The 19619-nt window shown below is 69.7% G+C and carries 19 protein-coding genes; 6 read left to right on the top strand and 13 right to left on the bottom strand.

Annotated features, from left to right (window positions below; all coding sequences use genetic code 11):
* Nucleotides 1-10: 10 nt before the first annotated feature.
* On the bottom strand, nucleotides 11-460 hold the full coding sequence (locus WAE60_RS17225) for a DUF6265 family protein (protein WP_337687666.1): 450 nt from the start codon (nucleotides 458-460) through the stop codon (nucleotides 11-13).
* Nucleotides 461-481: 21 nt separating this feature from the next.
* The gene (locus WAE60_RS17220; protein WP_029916220.1) at nucleotides 482-1210 is read right to left on the bottom strand and encodes an NUDIX hydrolase; all 729 of its coding nucleotides are present in this window, start codon (nucleotides 1208-1210) and stop codon (nucleotides 482-484) included.
* Between the two features lie 170 nt (nucleotides 1211-1380).
* Between WAE60_RS17220 and WAE60_RS17215 the strand changes: the two genes are divergently transcribed.
* Nucleotides 1381-2676, top strand: a complete 1296-nt coding sequence (locus tag WAE60_RS17215; RefSeq protein ID WP_337687665.1) for an amidohydrolase — start codon at nucleotides 1381-1383, stop codon at nucleotides 2674-2676.
* Nucleotides 2677-2726: 50 nt separating this feature from the next.
* Nucleotides 2727-3776 carry an SGNH/GDSL hydrolase family protein gene (locus WAE60_RS17210; RefSeq protein WP_337687725.1) on the top strand — a complete coding sequence of 350 codons (1050 nt, stop codon included), beginning with the start codon at nucleotides 2727-2729 and terminating at the stop codon, nucleotides 3774-3776.
* Between the two features lie 127 nt (nucleotides 3777-3903).
* On the opposite strand, the gene WAE60_RS17205 is transcribed toward WAE60_RS17210, so the two are convergent.
* Nucleotides 3904-4095 (bottom strand): hypothetical protein, encoded by a 192-nt coding sequence (locus WAE60_RS17205; protein ID WP_029916226.1) that lies wholly within the window; start codon nucleotides 4093-4095, stop codon nucleotides 3904-3906.
* Between the two features lie 3 nt (nucleotides 4096-4098).
* On the bottom strand, nucleotides 4099-6420 hold the full coding sequence (rnr, locus tag WAE60_RS17200; RefSeq protein WP_337687664.1) for a ribonuclease R: 2322 nt from the start codon (nucleotides 6418-6420) through the stop codon (nucleotides 4099-4101).
* Nucleotides 6421-6497: 77 nt separating this feature from the next.
* Here rnr and WAE60_RS17195 point away from each other — a divergent pair, with 77 nt between their 5' ends.
* Both WAE60_RS17195 and WAE60_RS17190 read left to right on the top strand, forming a co-directional pair.
* Nucleotides 6498-6800, top strand: a complete 303-nt coding sequence (locus WAE60_RS17195) for a helix-turn-helix domain-containing protein (protein ID WP_337687663.1) — start codon at nucleotides 6498-6500, stop codon at nucleotides 6798-6800.
* A gap of 114 nt (nucleotides 6801-6914) precedes the next feature.
* On the top strand, nucleotides 6915-7664 hold the full coding sequence (locus tag WAE60_RS17190) for a glucose 1-dehydrogenase (RefSeq protein ID WP_337687662.1): 750 nt from the start codon (nucleotides 6915-6917) through the stop codon (nucleotides 7662-7664).
* A gap of 42 nt (nucleotides 7665-7706) precedes the next feature.
* On the opposite strand, the gene WAE60_RS17185 is transcribed toward WAE60_RS17190, so the two are convergent.
* The 9 genes from WAE60_RS17185 to ruvX all read right to left on the bottom strand — a co-directional run bounded on the left by WAE60_RS17185 (nucleotide 7707) and on the right by ruvX (nucleotide 17061).
* Nucleotides 7707-8075 (bottom strand): hypothetical protein, encoded by a 369-nt coding sequence (locus WAE60_RS17185; RefSeq protein ID WP_337687661.1) that lies wholly within the window; start codon nucleotides 8073-8075, stop codon nucleotides 7707-7709.
* A 50-nt stretch (nucleotides 8076-8125) separates the two neighbouring features.
* Nucleotides 8126-10804 carry a type I DNA topoisomerase gene (gene topA / locus WAE60_RS17180; RefSeq protein ID WP_337687660.1) on the bottom strand — a complete coding sequence of 893 codons (2679 nt, stop codon included), beginning with the start codon at nucleotides 10802-10804 and terminating at the stop codon, nucleotides 8126-8128.
* Between the two features lie 163 nt (nucleotides 10805-10967).
* Nucleotides 10968-11375, bottom strand: coding sequence for a DUF2442 domain-containing protein (locus WAE60_RS17175; protein ID WP_029916233.1), 408 nt, complete (start codon nucleotides 11373-11375; stop codon nucleotides 10968-10970).
* A gap of 259 nt (nucleotides 11376-11634) precedes the next feature.
* Nucleotides 11635-12735: a DNA-processing protein DprA gene (gene dprA, locus WAE60_RS17170; protein ID WP_337687659.1), complete on the bottom strand. Its 1101-nt coding sequence runs from the start codon at nucleotides 12733-12735 to the stop codon at nucleotides 11635-11637.
* Nucleotides 12735-13397: a glycerol-3-phosphate 1-O-acyltransferase PlsY gene (plsY, locus tag WAE60_RS17165; RefSeq protein WP_337687658.1), complete on the bottom strand. Its 663-nt coding sequence runs from the start codon at nucleotides 13395-13397 to the stop codon at nucleotides 12735-12737. Before plsY ends, dprA begins: the two co-directional genes overlap by 1 nt.
* A 172-nt stretch (nucleotides 13398-13569) precedes the next feature.
* Entirely contained in the window at nucleotides 13570-14031 is a 462-nt protein-coding gene (locus WAE60_RS17160; RefSeq protein ID WP_051696020.1) for a hypothetical protein, read from the bottom strand.
* Between the two features lie 10 nt (nucleotides 14032-14041).
* The gene (gene pyrC / locus WAE60_RS17155; protein WP_337687657.1) at nucleotides 14042-15346 is read right to left on the bottom strand and encodes a dihydroorotase; all 1305 of its coding nucleotides are present in this window, start codon (nucleotides 15344-15346) and stop codon (nucleotides 14042-14044) included.
* 154 nt (nucleotides 15347-15500) lie between these two features.
* On the bottom strand, nucleotides 15501-16502 hold the full coding sequence (locus WAE60_RS17150) for an aspartate carbamoyltransferase catalytic subunit (RefSeq protein WP_337687656.1): 1002 nt from the start codon (nucleotides 16500-16502) through the stop codon (nucleotides 15501-15503).
* Nucleotides 16503-16575: 73 nt separating this feature from the next.
* The gene (ruvX, locus tag WAE60_RS17145) at nucleotides 16576-17061 is read right to left on the bottom strand and encodes a Holliday junction resolvase RuvX (RefSeq protein WP_029916246.1); all 486 of its coding nucleotides are present in this window, start codon (nucleotides 17059-17061) and stop codon (nucleotides 16576-16578) included.
* A gap of 115 nt (nucleotides 17062-17176) precedes the next feature.
* Here ruvX and gatC point away from each other — a divergent pair, with 115 nt between their 5' ends.
* Nucleotides 17177-17464: an Asp-tRNA(Asn)/Glu-tRNA(Gln) amidotransferase subunit GatC gene (gene gatC / locus WAE60_RS17140; protein WP_029916248.1), complete on the top strand. Its 288-nt coding sequence runs from the start codon at nucleotides 17177-17179 to the stop codon at nucleotides 17462-17464.
* Nucleotides 17464-18936, top strand: a complete 1473-nt coding sequence (gene gatA, locus WAE60_RS17135) for an Asp-tRNA(Asn)/Glu-tRNA(Gln) amidotransferase subunit GatA (RefSeq protein WP_337687655.1) — start codon at nucleotides 17464-17466, stop codon at nucleotides 18934-18936. Before gatC ends, gatA begins: the two co-directional genes overlap by 1 nt.
* Nucleotides 18937-19619: the final 683 nt, after the last annotated feature.

Genomic DNA, 19619 nt, shown 5'->3' with positions numbered 1-19619 from the left:
CGCGCCAAAGTCAATTGCCGGTCGCGCATCGTTTGTACGGGAAATCGACGCTCCTGGCCTGGCCGCCCATCTGGCCCTCGATCCGGCCGGTCACGGCGTCGGGCGCCAGGCGACGATAGATCACCCGCTGGGGGAAGTCGTGGGCCGGGTTCTCGAACACCGCCTCGTCCGCCGTCAGGCTCTTGAGCGGGAAGGTCGCCTTCTCCTGGCCCGAGGGCTCGGCCATGTAGGCCAGCGAGCCGTCGGCCTCGACGATGCGGGTGTATTCGTACTCGCGCAGCTTGCCGTCGCGCGTGGTGCGGCCCAGGCCCAGCATCACGCCGCCTCCGGGCGCCATCCACAGTTCCTCGACGACGCCGCCGTTCGGCTTGGTCTGGATCCAGCAGCCCTTCAGCCAGGCCATCTGGTCGATGGTCGCGGACGGGCCGGCGAGGGCGGCGGCGAGGGCGAGAGCGAGCATGGGCGGCCTCGTAAGGGCGCCCTAGAGATAACTCAACTGCCGCGCCCCGCGCAGGAAGCGCATGAACGGGGCCGGGCGTCCAGGGTCGGCCAGGCGCTGGGCCACCTCGTGGACCACGAAGCGGGTGATGTTGGGCAGGTCCAGTTCGCGGGCCTGGTCGAAGTCGAACCAGCCGATCTCGTCCAGCTCGCCGCAGTCGGGCTGGCGCTCCAGGCTCAGCAGGGCGCTGGCTGGGGCCATGAAGAACCGGGCGTCGAAGCGGCGGGTGCGATAGGGCGGGGTGATGGCCCGGGCCACGAAGGCCAGCGGCGCCAGGTCGGGCAGGGCCCCCTGGGCCAGGAACGGCCGCCAGGCGCCGCCGGCGGGTCTTGCCGGGGCTTCCTTGGCCAGCAGCAGGCCGGTCTCCTCGAAGGTCTCGCGCACCGCCGCCAGGGCCAGGGCGCGGGCCAGGCGGGCGGGGTTGGCGTGGCGGGGCTCCAGGCCCAGGCGCGCGGTCGTGTCGGGGGGCAGCTCGCTGGCCGAGGGCGCGGCGTAGTCGGCGCGGTCGACGCGGCCGCCGGGGAACACCCACTTGTCGGCCATGAAGGCCAGGCCCCGGTTGCGGCGACCCATCAGGATGCGGGGCTTCTCCCCATCGTCGCGCACGACGATCAGGGTGGCGGCGTGGCGCGGCTTCAGCACGCCGGCGGCCGGATCGCGGACGTCGCCGTCGTTGCGGGTGTCGAATTTGGCGTCGATCGGCTCGTCCATGCGGAGAGCTTAGACCCGACTCAGCACGACACCAGCCGTCCGTAGGGGCAAGGAGTGCTTTGGGGACACGCCCGAGGGCATGTCCCCAGCTCGAGACGGGGACATGCCCTTGCGGCGTGTCCCCAAACCGTCTCAAGCTCCTCCGGGGATTTCAGAAATCGAGGGATGGCATGTTCGCAAGGGTTTCGGCGCTGGCTCTGATCGCCGCGCTATCGGCCGCGCCGGCCATGGCCGCCCCCTCGACCGCCCAGGTGGCCGCCGCCACCAAGGCCGTCCAGCCCAAGGTCGTGGCCTGGCGGCGCGACATCCACGAACATCCCGAGCTGGGCAACCAGGAGGTCCGCACGGCGGCCCTGGTCGCCAAGGAGCTGCGCGCCCTGGGCTTCGAGGTCCGCGAGGGCGTGGGCCGCACCGGCGTGGTCGGGGTGCTGAAGGGCGGCAAGCCCGGTAAGGTCGTAGCCCTGCGCGCCGACATGGACGCCCTGCCGGTCGAGGAGAAGACCGGCCTGCCGTTCGCCTCCAAGGCCACGGCGCAGTGGGAAGGCCGGACCCTGCCGGTCATGCACGCCTGCGGCCACGACACCCACGTGGCCATGCTGCTGGGCGCGGCGACCGTGCTGGCCGGCATGAAGGCCGACATCCCAGGGACCGTCGTGGTGCTGTTCCAGCCGGCCGAGGAGGGCTCCCAGGCCGGCGAGGAGGGCGGGGCGGGCCTGATGATCCGCGACGGGGCCCTGGACCATCCCAAGGTCGACGCCATCTTCGGCCTGCACATCGGCCCCGGCGACGCCCACGCCCTGAACTACCGGGCCGGCGGCTTCTATGCGGGCTCCGACCGCCTGACCATCACGGTCAAGGGCAAGCAGACCCACGGGGCGCGGCCCTGGGCGGGCGTCGACATGGCCAGCGTGGCGGCCGACATCGTCCAGTCGTTCAACCAGATCGCCGCCCGCCAGGTCGACGTCGGCGCCTCGCCCACGGTGCTGACCGTGGCGACCATCAACATGGGGGTGCGCAACAACATCATCCCCGAAGACCTGACCATGACGGGCACCCTGCGCACCTTCAATCCTGAGCGCCGGGCCGAGGTGATCGACAAGGTCGAGAAGACCGTGGCCGCCATCGGCGACCGCTATGGCGCGAAGGCCCAGGCGGTCTTCACCCAGCCCTATCCGGTCACCCGCAACGACACGGCCCTGTCGGCCTGGGTCAAGCCGGTGCTGGAACAGGTCTCGCCGGGCAAGGTCGATGACCAGGCGGCCCTGGTGACCGGGGCCGAGGACTTCTCCCGCTACGGCGAGAAGGTGCCGGCCGTGTTCATCCAGCTGGGCGGCCGCCCCGCCAACGTGCCCGCCGCCACGGCCCCGGCCAACCACTCGCCCTATTTCGACGTCGACGAGGCGGTGTTCGAGACCGGGGTGAAGGCCGAGGTGCTGCTGGCGCTGGACTATCTGGCCCGGAAGTAGCGCCTGGAATCGGCGTCTTGGGGCGCTTCGAGGAGATCCGCTTGAGATACGTGTTCCTGGCCGCCGTTGCGGCCCTGTGCCTGGCGAGCCCCGTCTCGGCCCAGACCGCCCTGACGCCCAACATCGGCGGGCGGGTCGTGGCCCAGCCCGACGGCGTCTACGCCTTCGGCTGGCCCGGCGTCTATTTCGAGGGGCGCTTCACGGGGCGGTCCGTTGAGGTGGCGATCGATCCGCAGCTCGAGGTGCTGGCCGTCAGCATCGACGGCAAGGTCCGCAACGAGGTGGCCATGCCGGGCGTCGCGCACCTGACCTACGACGACCTGGGACCGGGCGAGCACGTGGTGCGGGTCGACAAGCTGACCGAGAGCCAGACCGGTTCGGCGCGGTTCCTGGGCTTCACCGTCGGCAAGCGCGGCCAGGCCCTGCCGCCGCCGGTCCGCGCGCGCAGGATCGAGTTCATCGGCGACTCCCACACCGTCGGTTACGGCGTGCGGGCGACCAAGCACAGCTGCACCCAGGCCGAGATTCACGACCAGACCGACACCAGCCTGACCTTCGGTCCGCTGCTGGCGCGCCGGCTGGACGCCGATTACCGCATCGTCGCGTTCTCCGGACGGGGCGTGGTGCGCAACTACGGCGGCGCGGCGCCGGGCCAGACCTTGCCGGCGCTCTATCCGCGGATGATCCCGGGCGAGGCGGCGCCGGTCGTCGATCCGGCCGAGGCCTGGCGGCCCGACCTGATCGTTATCGGTCTGGGCACCAACGACTTCTCGACGCCCGTCGCGCCCGGCGAGGCCTGGGCGGACGCCGAGGCCCTGCACGCCGACTACCGCCAGGCCTATGTCCGCTTCATCGGCGACCTGGCCAAGCGCCAGCCCCAGGCGCGCTTCCTGCTGATCGCCGGCGACAGCTTCGCCGCCGACGTCGAGGCGGTGGCCAAGACGGTGGACGCGACGACGCCCGGCCTGGCGACCCCGGTGCGGATCACCGGCATGGACCTGGGGGCGTGCGACTGGCACCCGTCTGTGGCCGACCAGAAGATGATGGCGGATCGGCTGGAAGAGGCGGCCAAGGCGGTTCCGGCGTTTTCAGCACACTAAGGTTGTCATCCCGGAAGCCTCGCAGAGGCTGTCCGGGACCCAGGGGACTGGACTGAGGTCTTGCGGTTCACCTGGGTCCCGGACAAGCGCTGCGCGCTTTCCGGGATGACAACGAAAAAGGCGCGCCTTAGTCCTCAAAGGCCTCGGCGATGAACGGCACGGAGGGGTGCAGTCGTTCCGCGAGACAAGCGCCGTGAACCACGATGCCTTGCGTCGCTCCGTCCTCGACGTTCAAGCCGCTGATCGCGAGCGACAACGCGATGTCATCGGATGCGATATCCGAGCCGCAGAAGCCGCAAATGTAGCTCGACCGAGCCATACCCTACCGCCGCTTCCCGCGCCGGACGCCCTTCGGCAGGCCGCCGCGCGGCTTGACCGGCGTCCGCGCCCGCACGCCCAGCCGGGGTTGCGGCGCCTTCGGATCGCGCGGAAGCGCATCCGTCAGCATCTCGAACACCAGGCCGCCGGTCACGGGCGTGGCCTCGCGCAGCCGCACCTCGACCGCCAGGCCCAGGGGGAAGCGCTTGCCGGTGCGCTCGCCGACCAGGGCGTGCATGCGGTCGTCGTGGACGAAATATTCCTCGCCCAGGGTCGAGACCGGCACCAGGCCGTCGGCGCCGGTTTCGTCCAGCTTCACGAACAGGCCGAAGCGGGTGACGCCGGTGATCCGACCGGTGAAGGTCGCGCCCACCCGGTCGGCCAGGAAGGCGGCGATGTAGCGGTCGGTGGCGTCTCGCTCGGCCGCCATGGCCCGGCGCTCGGCGTGGGTGATGACCTCGGCGGTGTCCTTGATCTGGGCGATGTCCTGGTCGGTCAGGCCGTCGTCGCCCAGGCCCAGGGCGCGGATCAGGGCCCGGTGCACGATCAGGTCGGCATAGCGCCGGATCGGGCTGGTGAAGTGGGCGTAGCGGGCCAGGTTCAGGCCGAAGTGACCCATGTTGTCGGCCGAGTAGTGGGCCTGCATCTGGGTGCGCAGGACCACCTCGTTGATGACCGCCGCGTGCGGGCTCTCGCGGGTGTCGTCCAGCAGCTTGTTGAACCGCGCCGTCGTCGGGGCCTGGCCCTTGGACCAGGGGATTTCCAGCGTCTGCAGGAACTCGCCCAGGTTCATCACCTTCTCGTCGCTGGGCGTGTCGTGGACGCGGTAGATCAGCGGCATGCGCTTGGCTTCCAGCGTCTCGGCGGCCGAGACGTTGGCCTGGATCATCATCTCCTCGATCAGCTTGTGGGCTTCCAGGCTGGCGCGGCGGGTGATCGACTGGATCTCGCCCTCCTTGATGACGATCCGGCGCTCGTCGCTCTCGATGGCCAGGGGCGAGCGGGCCTCGCGGCCCTTGCCCATCAGGCGGAAGGCGGCCCACAGGGGCCTCAGGATCGGGTCCAGCAGCGGTCCGGCCTTGTCGGGGTCCTGGCCGGCGGGCGGGGGCACGCCGTCGATGGCGGCCTGGGCCTGCTCGTAGGACAGCTTGGCGGCCGAACGCATCAGGCCGCGCACGAACTTGTGGCCCTTCTTGCGGCCGCCGGCGTCGAACACCATCCGCACGGCCAGGGTCGCGCGGTTCTCGCCCTCGCGGAGCGAGCACAGGCCGTTGGACAGGGTCTCGGGCAGCATCGGCTCCACCCGGTCGGGGAAGTAGACGCTGTTGCCCTTCTCGCGGGCGTCGCGGTCCAGGGCCGAGCCGGGGCGCACATAGGCCGCCACGTCGGCGATGGCCACCCAGACGATCCAGCCGCCGACGTTCGAGGCGTCCGGATCGGGATGGGCGTAGACGGCGTCGTCGTGGTCGCGGGCGTCCACCGGATCGATGGTCACGAATGGCAGGTCGCGCAGGTCGTCGCGGCCCTGCAGGGTCGGCGGCTGGGCGGCCTTGGCTTCGGCCTCGGCCTCTTCCGAGAAGCCGGTCGGGATGCCGTGGCTGTGGATGGCGATCAGCGAGGCGGCGCGCGGGTCGTCCTCGCTGCCCAGCACCTCCAGGATCTTGCCGAACTTGGGCCCGTAGCGCGAGCCGGCGCCGCTGACCTGGGCCAGGACCAGGTCGCCCTCCTTGAGGTCGGCGGCGGCCTGGTTGTCGATCAGCAGGCTTTCCTTGGACTTGCGGTCGACCGGCTCGATGCGGGTCTCGCGACGCGCCTTGCGCACCACGCCCAGGATCTTGTGGGCGCTCTGGCCCAGGCGCTTGATCAGCCGGGCCTCGGTCTCGCCGTTCTCCAGCGTCTCGAAGCGGACCAGCAGACGGTCGCCCATCCCCGGCGCGCCGCCGGCCGCCTCGCCCTTGCCGGGCGCCAGGCGGACCTGGGGCGTGTCGTCGGAATCCTTGGTCAGGCGCACATAGAGGTCGCCGTCGGCGTCGCGCTCCACCACGTCGACCACGCCGACCGGGGGCAGGGCGCCGGCCTGGGCGAAGCCCTTGCGGCCGCGCTTGCCCAGGCTGCCGTCGGCCTCCATGGCCCGCAGCATCTCGCGCAGGGCCCGGCGGTCGGCGCCCTTCAGGCCGAAGTGGCGGGCGATGTCGGCCTTTCCGCTCTCGCCGGCGTCGCGCAGGAAGGCCAGCAGGGTCTCGCGATCCGGCAGGCCGGCGGGCGGCTTCGCGCTCTTCGACGCGGCGGGGAACTTGGAGGACTTGGGCGTACGGGGTTTGGCCATGACGCACGTCTAGCGCGTCGAGGTCCCGATGTCGTCACTCCCCGGGGCCATTTGCTTCCGGCGCGGGCGCATCGCATATGGGGGACATGGAAGACGCGCCGCGCATCGTGCTGGACGAACGCCAGGTGAACCTGATCGCCAAGGCCTTGGCCGAACCGCGCCGCCGCCAGATCCTCAAGGAAGTCGGCGCCGCCAGCGAGCCCACGCCATGCGGCGCGGTGGCCCAGCATGTCGCCGTCAGCGCCGCCACCTTCTCGCACCACATGAAGGAACTGGAGACGGCGGGGCTGATCCGCATCTGCCGCCAGGGCAAGTTCGCCTTCCTGGTCCTGCAGCGCGACGTCCTGAACGCCTATCTGGCCCAGCTCGCCGAAATCTGACTCCGCCCGCGAAAAAACTCGCGGTCCCGTCCGTTGAATCACTTCGATACATATCTAAGTATCGAAGCGTTCGCCGCTCAAGGCGACCGGCCAACGGCCGAACGGAGAGAGATCATGAGCAAGCTTTCAGGCAAGACCGCCGTCGTCACGGGCGCGTCCAAGGGCATCGGGGCCGCCATCGCCAAGGCCCTGGCCGCGGAAGGCGCGGCGGTGGCCGTCAACTACGCCTCCAGCCGCGAGGGCGCCGACAAGGTGGTGGCCGAGATCACCGCCGCCGGCGGCAAGGCCATCGCCGTCCAGGGTTCGGTGGGCAAGGACGGGGACGTCGTGCGCCTGTTCGACGAAACCCAGAAGGCGTTCGGCGGCGTCGACATCCTGGTCAACAACGCGGGCGTCTACGCCTTCGCGCCGATCGAGGAGGTGACCGAGGCCGAGTACCGCCGCCAGTTCGACACCAACGTCCTGGGCGTCCTGCTGGCCACCCGGGAAGCGGCCAAGCGCTTCGGTCCGGACGGCGGCAGCGTGATCAACATCAGCTCGGCGGCGACCACGGTCGATATCCCGACCGCCTCGATCTACACGGCCACCAAGGCCTCGGTGGACTCCATCACCCGCGTCCTGGCCAAGGAACTGGGTCCGCGCAAGATCCGGGTCAACAGCCTCTCGCCCGGCGCGGTCGAGACCGAAGGCACCCACGCCATGGGCATCATCGGCAGCGATCTCGAGACCCAGATGGTCGCCCAGACCCCGCTGGGCCGCATGGGCCAGCCGTCCGACATCGCGCCGGTGGCGGTCTTCCTGGCCTCGCCCGAGAGCTTCTGGATCACCGGCGAGATCATCGCCGTGGCCGGCGGCAACCGCTAGCCGGCCGGTGGAGGCGCGCCGAGCGTCCGCTCGGCGCGGCCTTCAGTACAGGTCCTCGATCCGCTGCGGCGTGGCCTGGGCCGGCGGCGGTTCGGGCTTCTTCTCGACGGGAGCCGGCGTAGCGGGCGGGGTCTCGACGACCGGCGCCTCATCGGCGGGGGTCTCCGCGACCTCCTCGACCGGCTTGGGCTTCTCGACGACGGGCGGCGGGGGCGGGGCGATCTCGGCCACGGCCGGGGTGGCGTCGCGCACCGGCACGCCCGAGACCTCGGCCAGGGGCGCGGTCGAGACCGCCTGGTGGTCGGTCTTGTCCAGGGCGCCCTTGAGGCCGAACACGAAGCCGCCGACGCTGACGGCCGACAGGATCACGACCACGAGGGGCAGCGGCAGGGGGCGTTCGAGCGACGTCATGGACTGAGCTTAACCCCCAATTTTCCCCCGACCAAGGGCGCCGAGGCGCGTCACGCCTCGGCTTTGGCCTTCTTGGCGGCGGGCTTCTTGGCCGCCGCGGGCTTCTTCGCGGCCGGCTTCTTGGCGGGGGCCTTCTTGGCCGGAGCCTCGCCGTCGGTCGCGGCTTTCGCCTTGGCCGGAGCCTTCTTCGCCGCCGCTTTCTTCGCCGGCCTCTTGCCGCCGCCGCCCTTGGCGACGCGGTCGGCGATCAGGGCCACCGCTTCTTCCAGGGTCAGGGCCGCCGGATCGGCGCCCTTGGGGACGTTGGCGTTGGTGTCGCCGTGCTTGATGTAGGGCCCGAAGCGGCCCGACAGCACGCGGATCGGCTTGCCGTCTTCCGGGTGGTTGCCCAGCTCGGCCAGGGCGGCCGCCTGGCCGCGCTGCGGACGCCCGCCGCCGGCCCGCTTGTCGGCCAGCAGGCTGACGGCGCGGTTCAGGCCGATGTCGAAGACGTCTTCCGGGTTCTCCAGGTTGGCGTAGGTGCCGTCGTGCAGCACGAACGGCCCGAAGCGTCCGAGGCCCGCCGTGATGACCTTGCCGTCGTCCGGGTGCTTGCCGACCTCGCGGGGCAGGGACAGCAGGCGCAGGGCCTTCTCCAGGTCGACCGCCGCCGCCGTCCAGCCCTTGGGCAGGGACGAGCGCTTGGGCTTGTCGCCGCTGTCGGCCGCCGCCAGTTCCTCGACATAGGGGCCGAAGCGGCCGTTCTTCAGCCACACCGCGCGGCCGGTCTCGGGATTGATCCCCAGCTCCTTGTCGGCCGTCTCGGCCTCGCCTTCGCCCTCGCCGCTGGTGGCCAGCTGGCGGGTGTAGCGGCATTCCGGATAGTTCGAGCAGCCGATGAAGGCGCCGAACTTGCCGGTCTTCAGCGACAGTTGCCCCGTGCCGCAGGTCGGGCAGGCGCGCGGGTTCGACCCGTCGCCCTTGTCGGGAAAGATGTGCGGGCCCAGGGCCTCGTTCAGGGCGTCCAGGACGTTGGTGGTGCGCAGCTCGGCGATCTCGCCGACGGCGGCCGCGAAGTCCTTCCAGAAGTCGCGCAGGAACTGCTTCCAGTCCAGCTTGCCGTCCGACACCAGGTCCAGCTGCTCTTCCAGGGCCGCCGTGAAGTCGTACTCCACGTAGCGGCGGAAGAACTGCTCGAGGAACGCGGTGACCAGCCGGCCCTTGTCCTCGGGGATGAAGCGCTGCTTCTCCATGCGGACATAGGCGCGGTCGCGCAGCACGGTCAGGACCGAGGCGTAGGTCGAGGGGCGGCCGATGCCCAGCTCTTCCATCTTCTTGACGAGGCTGGCTTCCGAGTAGCGCGGCGGCGGCTCGGTGAAGTGCTGGTCGGCGCGGGCGTCCAGCACCTTGGCGGCAGCGCCTTCCTCGATGGCCGGCAGGCGGGCGCTGTCCTCGTCGCCCTCGTCGTCGCGGCCTTCCTCGTAGACGGCCAGGTAGCCGGGGAACAGCACGACCTGGCCCGTGGCGCGCAGGCCGGTCTGGCCGTCGGCGCTCTCCAGGTCGACCGTCGTGCGCTCGATGCGGGCGCTCTCCATCTGCGAGGCGATCATCCGCTTCCAGATCAGCTCGTACAGGCGGCCCAGGTCCGGCTCCAGGCGCAGCGAGCCGGGGTTGCGGCGCAGGCTGGTCGGCCGGATGGCTTCGTGGGCCTCCTGGGCGTTCTTGGCCTTGGCCTTGTAGTAGCGGGGAGTCTCGGGGACGTAGGTCTCGCCGTAGACGTTGCCGATCACGCTGCGCGCCTCGGCGATGCCCTCGGGCTCGACCGACACGCCGTCGGTCCGCATATAGGTGATCAGGCCGACGGTCTCGCCGCCGATGTCGATGCCTTCGTACAGCTTCTGGGCCGCCTGCATGGTGCGCTGGGCGCTGAAGCCCAGCTTGCGGGCGGCTTCCTGCTGCAGGGTCGAGGTGGTGAAGGGCGGGGCGGGCGAGCGCTTGCCGGGCTTCTTCTCGACGGCGGCGATCTTGAACACGGCCTTCTGCACCGCGGCCTTGGCGGCCAGGGCCGAGCCTTCGTTGGCCAGGTCGAACTTGGTGAGCTTCTTGCCCTCGTGCTTGACCAGGCGGGCCAGGAACGGCTCGGCGCCGGCCGTGACGTCGGCCTCGACGGTCCAGTATTCCTGGGTCTTGAAGCGCTCGATCTCCAGCTCGCGATCGACGATCAGGCGCAGGCAGACCGACTGCACGCGGCCGGCCGAACGGCTGCCGGGCAGCTTGCGCCACAGCACGGGCGAGAGGGTGAAGCCGACCAGGTAGTCCAGGGCGCGGCGGGCGAGGTAGGCCTCGACCAGCTCCATGTCGATGTCGCGCGGATTGGCCATGGCGTCGAGGACGGACGCCTTGGTGATGGCGTTGAAGGTGACGCGCTGGACGGCCTTGTCCTTCAGCGCCTTCTTCTTCTGCAGCACCTCCAGCACGTGCCAGCTGATGGCTTCCCCTTCGCGGTCGGGGTCGGTGGCCAGGATCAGGCGGTCGGCCCCCTTCAGGGCGTCGACGATGTCGGACACGCGCTTGGTGGCCTTGCCGTCGACCTCCCAGCTCATGGCGAAGTCGTTGTCCGGCTCGACCGAACCGTCCTTCGACGGCAAGTCCCGGATGTGACCGTACGAGGCGAGAACCTTGTAGTCGGACCCGAGGTACTTGTTGATGGTCTTGGCCTTGGCCGGGCTCTCGACGACGACGACGTTCATTAGGACCTTGATGCCTGGGAAAAGGGTTCGTCCTCCAGGGCGAACCGAGGCGGCGAGGGCCGGAAAGTGGGGGCGTCCCCAGGGGTCTGTCAACGGCGGCCGTGGCCGACCGCGCATTTGGTTCCCGGCTCTCTCTATAGAGAGAGGAATATTTGGGCGTCGCTCAGCGGCTGGCGGTCTTGCGCGGGCGACCGCCCTTGGCCCCATTGGCGCGGGCGGCGGCGGCCTTGGCGGGAGACGTGCCGCGACCGGCGATCCGGGCCATATGGGCCTTCGTGCCGAAGACCCCGGCGGCCAGACCGGGAATCGACAGATCGACGTCCAAGTCTTCCCAGTGCAGGCCGTAACCGGCGCCAAGGATGACGACCTGGGCCAATTGTTCGTCGGTGGCGTTTTCGAGCCCCTGCCCCAGGCGCGCGGGAAAGGCGAAGGCAGAACCGTTGGTCAGCTCGATGAGGATACGTCCCGTCGCCCGGTCGTAGCGGGCGGAAGCGGCTCTGGGTTCGGTCAAGGCGAGTTGCTCGCCAAGCGCTGCGGCTGCGTCGAGTTCAGCGTCGGTTGGGTCAGCCATGAAGTTCGTTCCATCGCAGTAGCAGGTCGTCCCGCTGCGCGCGGATAATCGCCAGGGCTCGGCGGGCCTCGGCTCGGTTCATGCCTTTGGTCCAAACCACTCTTGGCTCTTCGTCGGGACCCAGGAGTTCGATCTTTGCTTCTCCATCTCCGAACACGTGAACATGAGCCGGAGGATGGTCCTCCAGATAGATGACGACCCTCATCCCCGACGCTCGGTGGACGGTGACCATCTCAATTTAACCCATCACGTTCGGTTTTCAAGTTCCTGCCACCATCCCGCCCGGCAACAGTTCGGCCCGTTCGGCCAGGGCCAGTTCGACCAGGGCCGCCATCACCGCCGAGGTCGGGGCCCTGGTGGCGCGGACCAGTTCGTCGCGGGAGACCGGGGTGGGGGAGAGCAGGCGGGCCAGGTCCTCGCGCAGGGCGTCGTGGTCGACTTCGGCGCCCTCGTCCTCGGGAACGTAGGGCCGTTCGCGTTCGCGCAGGTGGGCCTGGCCCGACAGCGAGCGCAGCACATCCTCGACGCCCTCGCACAGGATCGCGCCCTGGCGGATCAGGTCGTTGGGGCCCTTGGCGCGGGGATCGAGCGGCGAGCCGGGCACGGCGAAGACGTCGCGGCCCTGTTCGGCGGCCAGGCGGGCGGTGATCAGCGAGCCGGACTTCAGCTCGGCCTCGACGACGATCACGCCCAGGGACAGGCCCGAGATGATGCGGTTGCGGCGCGGGAAATCCTTGGCGATGGCCCGGCGGTCGGGGGCGCTCTCGCTGACCACGCAGCCGCCTTCGCCGGCGATGCGGGCGTGCAGGGCGGCGTGCTCGGGCGGGTAGATGTCGCTGACCCCGCCGCCCAGCACGGCGATCGTGCCGGTGGCCAGGGCGCCCTCGTGGGCCGCGCCGTCGACGCCGCGGGCCAGGCCCGACACCACCACATAGCCGTGCCGGCCCAGCTCGGCGGCCAGCTGGCGCGCGAAGCGCTGGCCGCCGGCCGAGGCGATCCGCGCCCCGACGATGGCCAGGCTGGGCTGGGACAGGAGCTCGGCGCGGCCCAGGGCCCACAGCACCGGCGGCGGCGGGTCCAGGGCGGCCAGGCGGGGCGGGTAGTCGGGCTCGCAGGCGCAGATCAGCCGCGCGCCGAGGCGGGCGCCGCTTTCCAGCTCCTGGAGGATCTCGGACTCGGGCGGCGGACGCAGGGGCGTGGCGCGGCCGGCGCGGCGGGCCAGGTCGGGCAGGGCGGCCAGGGCGCGCTCGGGCGAGCCGAAGCGCGAGATCAGATGGTCGAAGGCGACGGGGCCGACCGTCTCGGTGCGCGCCAGCCTGAGCCAGGCCAGGCGCTCTGTGTCCGAGAGGCCCCGCGTCATCAGCCGGCCAAGTCTGTGTCTGGGGTCGGCGGCTCTTCAGCCGCCTTCTTCTTGCCGATGCGGGGCTCCTGGCCCTTCAGCAGCCGGCTGATGTTGTCCTTGTGGCGGATGAAGATCAGCACGGCCATGAACAGGCACAGCACCGTGAACGGCGCCGCCTGGTCGGTGGCCAGGGCGAAGGGCGCGGCCAGGGCGGCGGCGACCAGGGCGGCCAGAGAGCTGATGCGGAACAGGGCGGCCACGGCCAGCCAGGTGACGGCGGCCAGCAGGCCCACCGGCCAGCAGGCGGCCAGCAGCACGCCGTAGAAGGTGGCCACGCCCTTGCCGCCCTTGAACTTCAGCCAGACGGGGAACAGGTGGCCGGTGAAGGCCGCGCCGCCGGCCAGGGCGATGATCGCCGGGTTCCCGTGGCTCAGCCAGCGGGCCAGCAGCACCGCCACGATCCCCTTGCCGGCGTCGCCGATCAGGGTGATGGCCGCCAGGTCCTTGCGGCCCGAGCGCAGCACGTTGGTCGCGCCGATGTTGCCCGAGCCGATCTGCCGGATGTCGCCGGCCCCGCCCAGCCGCGTGGCGATCAGCCCGAACGGGATCGAGCCCAGCAGATAACCGCCGAGGATCGTGAGGCCGAGGGTCAGGTAGACGGCTTGGGCGAGATCTTGCACGGAATGCGACCTATGGATGTGGTGAAGCTGCCCGGCGAGACGGGCGCATGGCAAGGGCGAAAACGCCGGTTTCGGGTTTATAGCGGCGCTCGGGGCGAGGGCTCTAGCGTTTTCGGGGCGGCGTTGATGTTGAAGGGGTTTGCTCGCCAAGTCTGGGCGCGCACTGATCTCGTCAGTCCAGCCTTGGTTTCTCGACCCGATTGCGTAGTGGGGTCGCCAAGGCACCGCAAACCAGGCCCGACACCCCGCCTATGGCGAGTAGCGGCGCCATTTGGACGGGGGCGCTGAGAAGAGGCGCGATGCAGACAAGGCCTGTCGCCACGGCGCCGGCGACGCCACAGGCCAATATGAACCAAGGCGCTCTCAGGTCCTCGAAAAGATGGACCGCCGCCAGGCCCGTCAGAAGCGCCGGCAAGCCGCCGAAGAGATAGCTGTAGAGCGACACTCCCAGGAGCAGCCACGGCGAGGCCAGAAGTCGCCGAGCCAACGAGTCCTCGCCGCTCAGCAAATCCCAAGGAAGCATGGAGACGTAGCCAACTAGCGGTCCGAGCACGACAAAAAGGGCGATCACGTAGAAGCCCTTCGCGCCTCTCAAGGCCCCCATGTTCTTCCGGTCTTCGAGCGGATCGGCCATCCTGGTTAGGCTACCCCTCCGCCCGATGCACCACGCGGCCGTCGACGATCGTCATCAGCACCTGGCCCTGCAGCCTCCGCCCGTCGAACGGCGAGTTCTTGGACTTCGACAGCAGCTTGCCGGCGTCGATGATCAGCGGGGCGTCCAGGTCGCACAGCACCAGGTCGGCCGGGGCGCCGGGGGCGATGCGGCCCGACTGCAGGCCGATCAGGCCGGCCGGGGCCAGGGTGACGGTGCGGATCAGGTCGACCAGCGGCAGGCGCTCGTCGTGATAGAGGCTCAGCAGGGCCGGCAGCAGGGTCTCCAGGCCCACGGCGCCGGGGGCGGCCTCGTCATAGGGCAGGCGCTTGTCCTCGGCCGGGGCCGGGGCGTGGGCGCTGACGACGATGTCGATCAGACCGCTGGCCAGCGCCTCGATCAGCGCCTGGCGGTCGTCCTCGCCGCGCAGGGGCGGGGTGACCTTGGCGAAGCTGCGGTAGTCGCCGATGTCCAGTTCGTTGAACGACAGGTGGTTGATCGACACGCTGGCGTGGACCCTCAGGCCCTTCTGCTTGGCGCGGGCCAGGGTCTCCAGGGCCTGGGCGCTGGTGACCTGGTCGACCAGCAGGCGGCCGCCGGTGGCCTCCAGCAGGGCGACGTCGCGCTCCAGCATGATCCGCTCGGCCATCGGCGAGATCGAGGGCAGGCCCATGCGGCCGGCGAACTCGCCGCCGGTCGCCGCGCCGCCCTTGGCCAGCCAGGGGTCCATCGGCCGGTGGGCCAGCAGGGTGTCGAAGCCCTTGGCGTAGGTCAGGATGCGCTGCATGACCTTGCTGTCGACGATCGGCTTGTCGGCGTCGGTCACGTAGACGCAGCCGGCCTCGCGCATCAGGCCGATCTCGGCCATCTGCTCGCCCTTCAGCCCCTTGGTCGCGGCCCCGGCGCACAGGATGCGGGCGGCGTCGATGTCGCGCGAGCGGCGCAGGATGAAGTCGACCACGCTGGGGTCGTCCACGGCCGGGTCGGTGTCGGGCTGGACGACGAAGCTGGTCACCCCGCCGGCCGCGGCGGCCTTGGCGGCGCTGGCCAGGGTTTCCTTGGTCTCGGCCCCGGGCTCGCCGGTCTTGACCCGCAGGTCGATCAGGCCGGGGGCCAGCATGGCCCCGCCGCAGTCGACGACGCGGACGTCCTTGGAAAGCTTGCCGAACTCGCGGCCCTTGGCGACGTCGGAGATCACGCCCTCGGAGACGATGACGACGCCGGGGCCGTCATAGCCGCTCTCGGGATCGACCAGGCGGGCGTTGATCAGGGCGAGGGGAGGCGATGAACCAGTCATCAAAAACCTCCGCTCATCCCGGCGAATGCCGGGACCCAGATGGAATGGCTTTGAGGCGGGTTCCATGAACGCCGAGTTCTTCCAATCATCCCCTCGGCCTTGGGACCTGGGTCCCGGCATTCGCCGGGATGAGCGGAAAATAAAGGAAGGGATCTCACTTCCCATGCTCCTCAAGTCGATGCGCAAGGGAGGCCAGGACGGCCATGCGGGCGGCGACGCCCATCTCGACCTGGTCCTGGATCAGGCTGATCTCGGGATCGTCGGCGACGTCGGAGTCGATCTCGACGCCCCGGTTCATCGGGCCCGGGTGCATGACCTTGGCCTTGGGCGCGGCGCGGGCCAGCTTCTCGCGGTCCAGCCCGTAGAAGCGGAAGTATTCGCGGGTCGAGGGCACGAAGGCCCCCTGCATGCGCTCAAGCTGCAGGCGCAGCATCATCACCACGTCGGCCCCGGCGATGCCGGCCTTCATGTCGTGATGGACGGTCACGCCCCAGCGCTCGGCCTGGGCCGGCATCAGGGTGGGCGGGCCGACCAGGCGGACGCTGGCGCCCAGGGTGTGCAGCAGGGCCACGTTCGAGCGGGCCACGCGGCTGTGCAGCACGTCGCCGCAGATGGCCACCGTCAGGCCCGAGACCCGGCCGAAGGCGCGGCGGATCGACAGGGCGTCCAGCACCGCCTGGGTGGGGTGCTCGTGCTGGCCGTCGCCGGCGTTGATCACGCTGCCGCTGACCTTCTGGCTGAGCAGCGAGGCGGCGCCCGACGAGGCGTGGCGCACCACCAGCAGGTCGGGGCGCATGGCGTTCAGGGTGACGGCCGTGTCGATCAGGGTCTCGCCCTTGGTGATCGACGAGGTGCGCGGGCTCATGTTGACGACGTCGGCGCCCAGGCGCTTGCCGGCGATCTCGAACGAGCTCTGGGTGCGGGTGCTGTTCTCGAAGAACAGGTTCATCAGCGTCCGCCCCTTGAGGATGTCGAGGGACTTGGTCGTCTGGCGATTGAGGGCGACGAAGGCGTCGGCCAGGTCCAGCAGATCCGTGGCCTGCAAGGCGTTCAGGTCGCCGGCCGACAGGAAGTGGCGGCGGGGGAACGAGAAGATGCGCTGACGGATCGTCTCGATCGGATCGGCGGGCTCACGGGGCGGGGGTTTTGCCGTCATGAGTGCGCGTCATAGGCGGGTTTGGCGTCGCGGGGAAGGGCGATGCGTGAAACCCTCTCCTCTGGGAGAGGGCTTAGGAAGACGCCTCGCGGATTCCCCGCATCCGCTCCAGCGCGCCTTGCAGGATCCAGCCGGCGGCCATCTTGTCGACGACCTCGCCGCGGCGCTTGCGGTTGACGTCGTGCTCGTCGATCAGCACGCGGGTCACCGCCGCCGTCGACAGGCGCTCGTCCCAGAAGGTGATCGGCAGGTCGGGGCGCAGGCGCAGCAGGTTGCGGCCCAGGGCGCGGTTGGACTGGCAGCGCACGCCCTCGGTGCCGTCCATGTTGATCGGCAGGCCGATGACGATCCCCGCCGCCTTGCGGCCGTCCATCAGCTTGAACAGGGTCTCGGCGTCCTGGGTGAACTTGGCCCGGGCGATGGTGGCCAGGGGGCTGGCGACGGTCAGGGTGACGTCGGACACGGCCACGCCGATGGTCTTCTCGCCAGGGTCCAGGCCGACGATCGGCTTGTAGTCGGGGATGGCGGCGGCGAATTCGGCGATGTCGAGAACGGGCATTCGTCCTCATATCACGGGGAAGCGCTCCCCCGACAAGAGAACCGCGAACAAGGGAACGCTTGTCAAAGCGCCCCTCGCACGGCTAACCCACGCGCTTGGAATTCAGGAGGCCCCCATGGCCATTGACGCCGCCACCGTGCGGAAGGTCGCGCGGCTCGCGCGCATCGCCGAACCCGAAGAGCGCATCGAGGCCCTGGCCCAGGAGCTCAACGGCATCATGACGTGGATCGAGCAGCTGGCCGAGGTCGACACCGACGGCGTCGAGCCGCTGACCAGCGTCGTGCACGCCGGCCTGCCGCTGCGCGACGACGTGGTGACCATGGGCGGCGACGCCGAGGTGGTCACCTCCAACGCCCCCAAGTCGGTGGGCGGCTTCTTCGTGGTCCCCAAGGTGGTCGAATAATGAGCGCGCTGACCTCTCTCACCCTGAAGGGCGCGCTGGACGGCCTGGAAGCGGGCGAGTTCACCTCGGTCGAGCTGACCACGGCCCACATCGAGGCCGTCGAGGCCGCGCGCGGCCTGAACGCCTTCCTGTTCGAGACGCCCGAGCAGGCCCTGTCGATGGCCGCCGCCTCGGACGCCCGCAGAGCTCTTGGCGCCGGCCGTCCGCTGGACGGCATCCCGCTGGGCATCAAGGACCTGTTCTGCACCGAGGGCACGCCGACCACGGCCGCCTCGCGGATTCTCGAGCCGTTCGTGCCGGAATACGAGTCGACCGTCACCAGCCAGCTGTGGCGCGACGGCGCGGTGATGCTGGGCAAGCTGAACCTCGACGAGTTCGCCATGGGCTCGTCGAACGAGACCAGCGCCTACGGCCCCGTGGTCAATCCCTGGCGCAAGTCGGGCTCCAACCAGGCCCTGACCCCGGGCGGCAGCTCGGGCGGCAGCGCCGCGGCCGTGGCCGCCGACCTGTGCCTGGGCGCCACCGCCACCGACACCGGCGGTTCGATCCGCCAGCCCGCCTCGTTCACCGGCACCGTCGGCATCAAGCCGACCTACGGCCGCTGCTCGCGCTGGGGCACGGTGGCCTTCGCCAGCTCGCTGGACCAGGCCGGCCCGATCGCCAAGACCGTCGAGGACGCCGCGATCCTGCTGAAGTCGATGTCGGGCCATGACCCGAAGGACTCCACCAGCCTGGACGTCCCGGTTCCGGACTTCGCCGCCTTCGTCGGCAAGTCGGTCAAGGGCCTGCGGATCGGCGTTCCCAAGGAATACCGCGTCGACGGCATGCCGGCCGAGATCGAGAAGCTGTGGGCCGACGGGATCGAATGGCTGAAGGAGGCCGGCTGCGAGATCGTCGAGATCAGCCTGCCGCACACCAAGTACGCCCTGCCGGCCTACTACATCGTGGCCCCGGCCGAGGCCTCGTCGAACCTCGCCCGCTACGACGGCATGCGCTACGGCCTGCGGGCCGAGGGCGGCAACCTGACCGAGGTCTACGAGAACACCCGCGCCGCCGGCTTCGGCGACGAGGTCAAGCGCCGCATCCTGATCGGCACCTACGTGCTGTCGGCCGGCTATTACGACGCCTACTACCTGAAGGCCCTGAAGGTGCGCCGCCGCATCGCCGAAGATTTCGACAACGCCTGGCAGAAGGTCGACGCCATCCTGACCCCGACCGCGCCGTCGGCGGCGTTCGGCCTGGGCGAGAACAGCAACGACCCGATCGCCATGTACCTGAACGACGTGTTCACGGTGACCACCAACCTGGCGGGCCTGCCGGGCCTGTCGCTGCCGGCCGGCCTGGACGCCAACGGCCTGCCGCTGGGTCTGCAGATCATCGGCAAGCCGCTGGACGAAGGCACGGTGTTCTCGGTGGCCGGGGCCATCGAGAAGGCCGCGGGCTTCAAGGCCAAGGCCGACAAGTGGTGGTGATTGGGTGACCGACCACCATCCGCGATTTCCGGAACATCCTAGCCTACACTCTACGCTAGGATTCTGGTCGCAGTTGGCTCGAACTAGCAGGCAGTTTGAAGCTCTAAAGCCTACCTATGACCCCGAAGAAAAGTCGTACGATTCTTTGGACCGATTTTTCTTCTTCTTCTTGTGTTTTTATTCTCTGCAAGATTGGTTGAAAGTTTACACGCCTGAGGCCCATGAGATTTGGAAAAATCGGTTCAAGGGTCTTCTGGAGTGGAAGATATGTCGGGATATCAGCAACAGTTTCAAGCATCTGAAACTGTCTGAGCCGTCCTTGGACATGCAGCTTACGCTAATTCGAGATTACCAGCTTGGTGAAAAGCATCAGATTACTGTTCTCGCAGATGGCCGATCGATCCCTCTAATGGACGTGGCCGCTCGGCTTTGGTCGAGTGTCGGCGAGTTTGTCCGTGATGCCGAGCAATATCTTCCTCCCCGGGGACGCGGCACTGAGAGCGAGATATCGGGCGGATAGTTGTGAAAAAGGGCGGCCCCGCGAGGAGCCGCCCTTTCTTTTTACGCTACGCCTACAGCTACATCGGGGCGTCGGGCGTGACCGGCGTCACCGGGGCCGGAGCCGGGGTGGGCGCCGGGGCGGCCGGGGCCGCGATCACCGGCGTCGGCGCCGGGGCGGCGAC

Source organism: Caulobacter sp. CCG-8, assembly GCF_037402475.1.
Lineage (GTDB): Bacteria > Pseudomonadota > Alphaproteobacteria > Caulobacterales > Caulobacteraceae > Caulobacter.
This window is presented reverse-complemented; position numbering and strand designations above follow the sequence as displayed.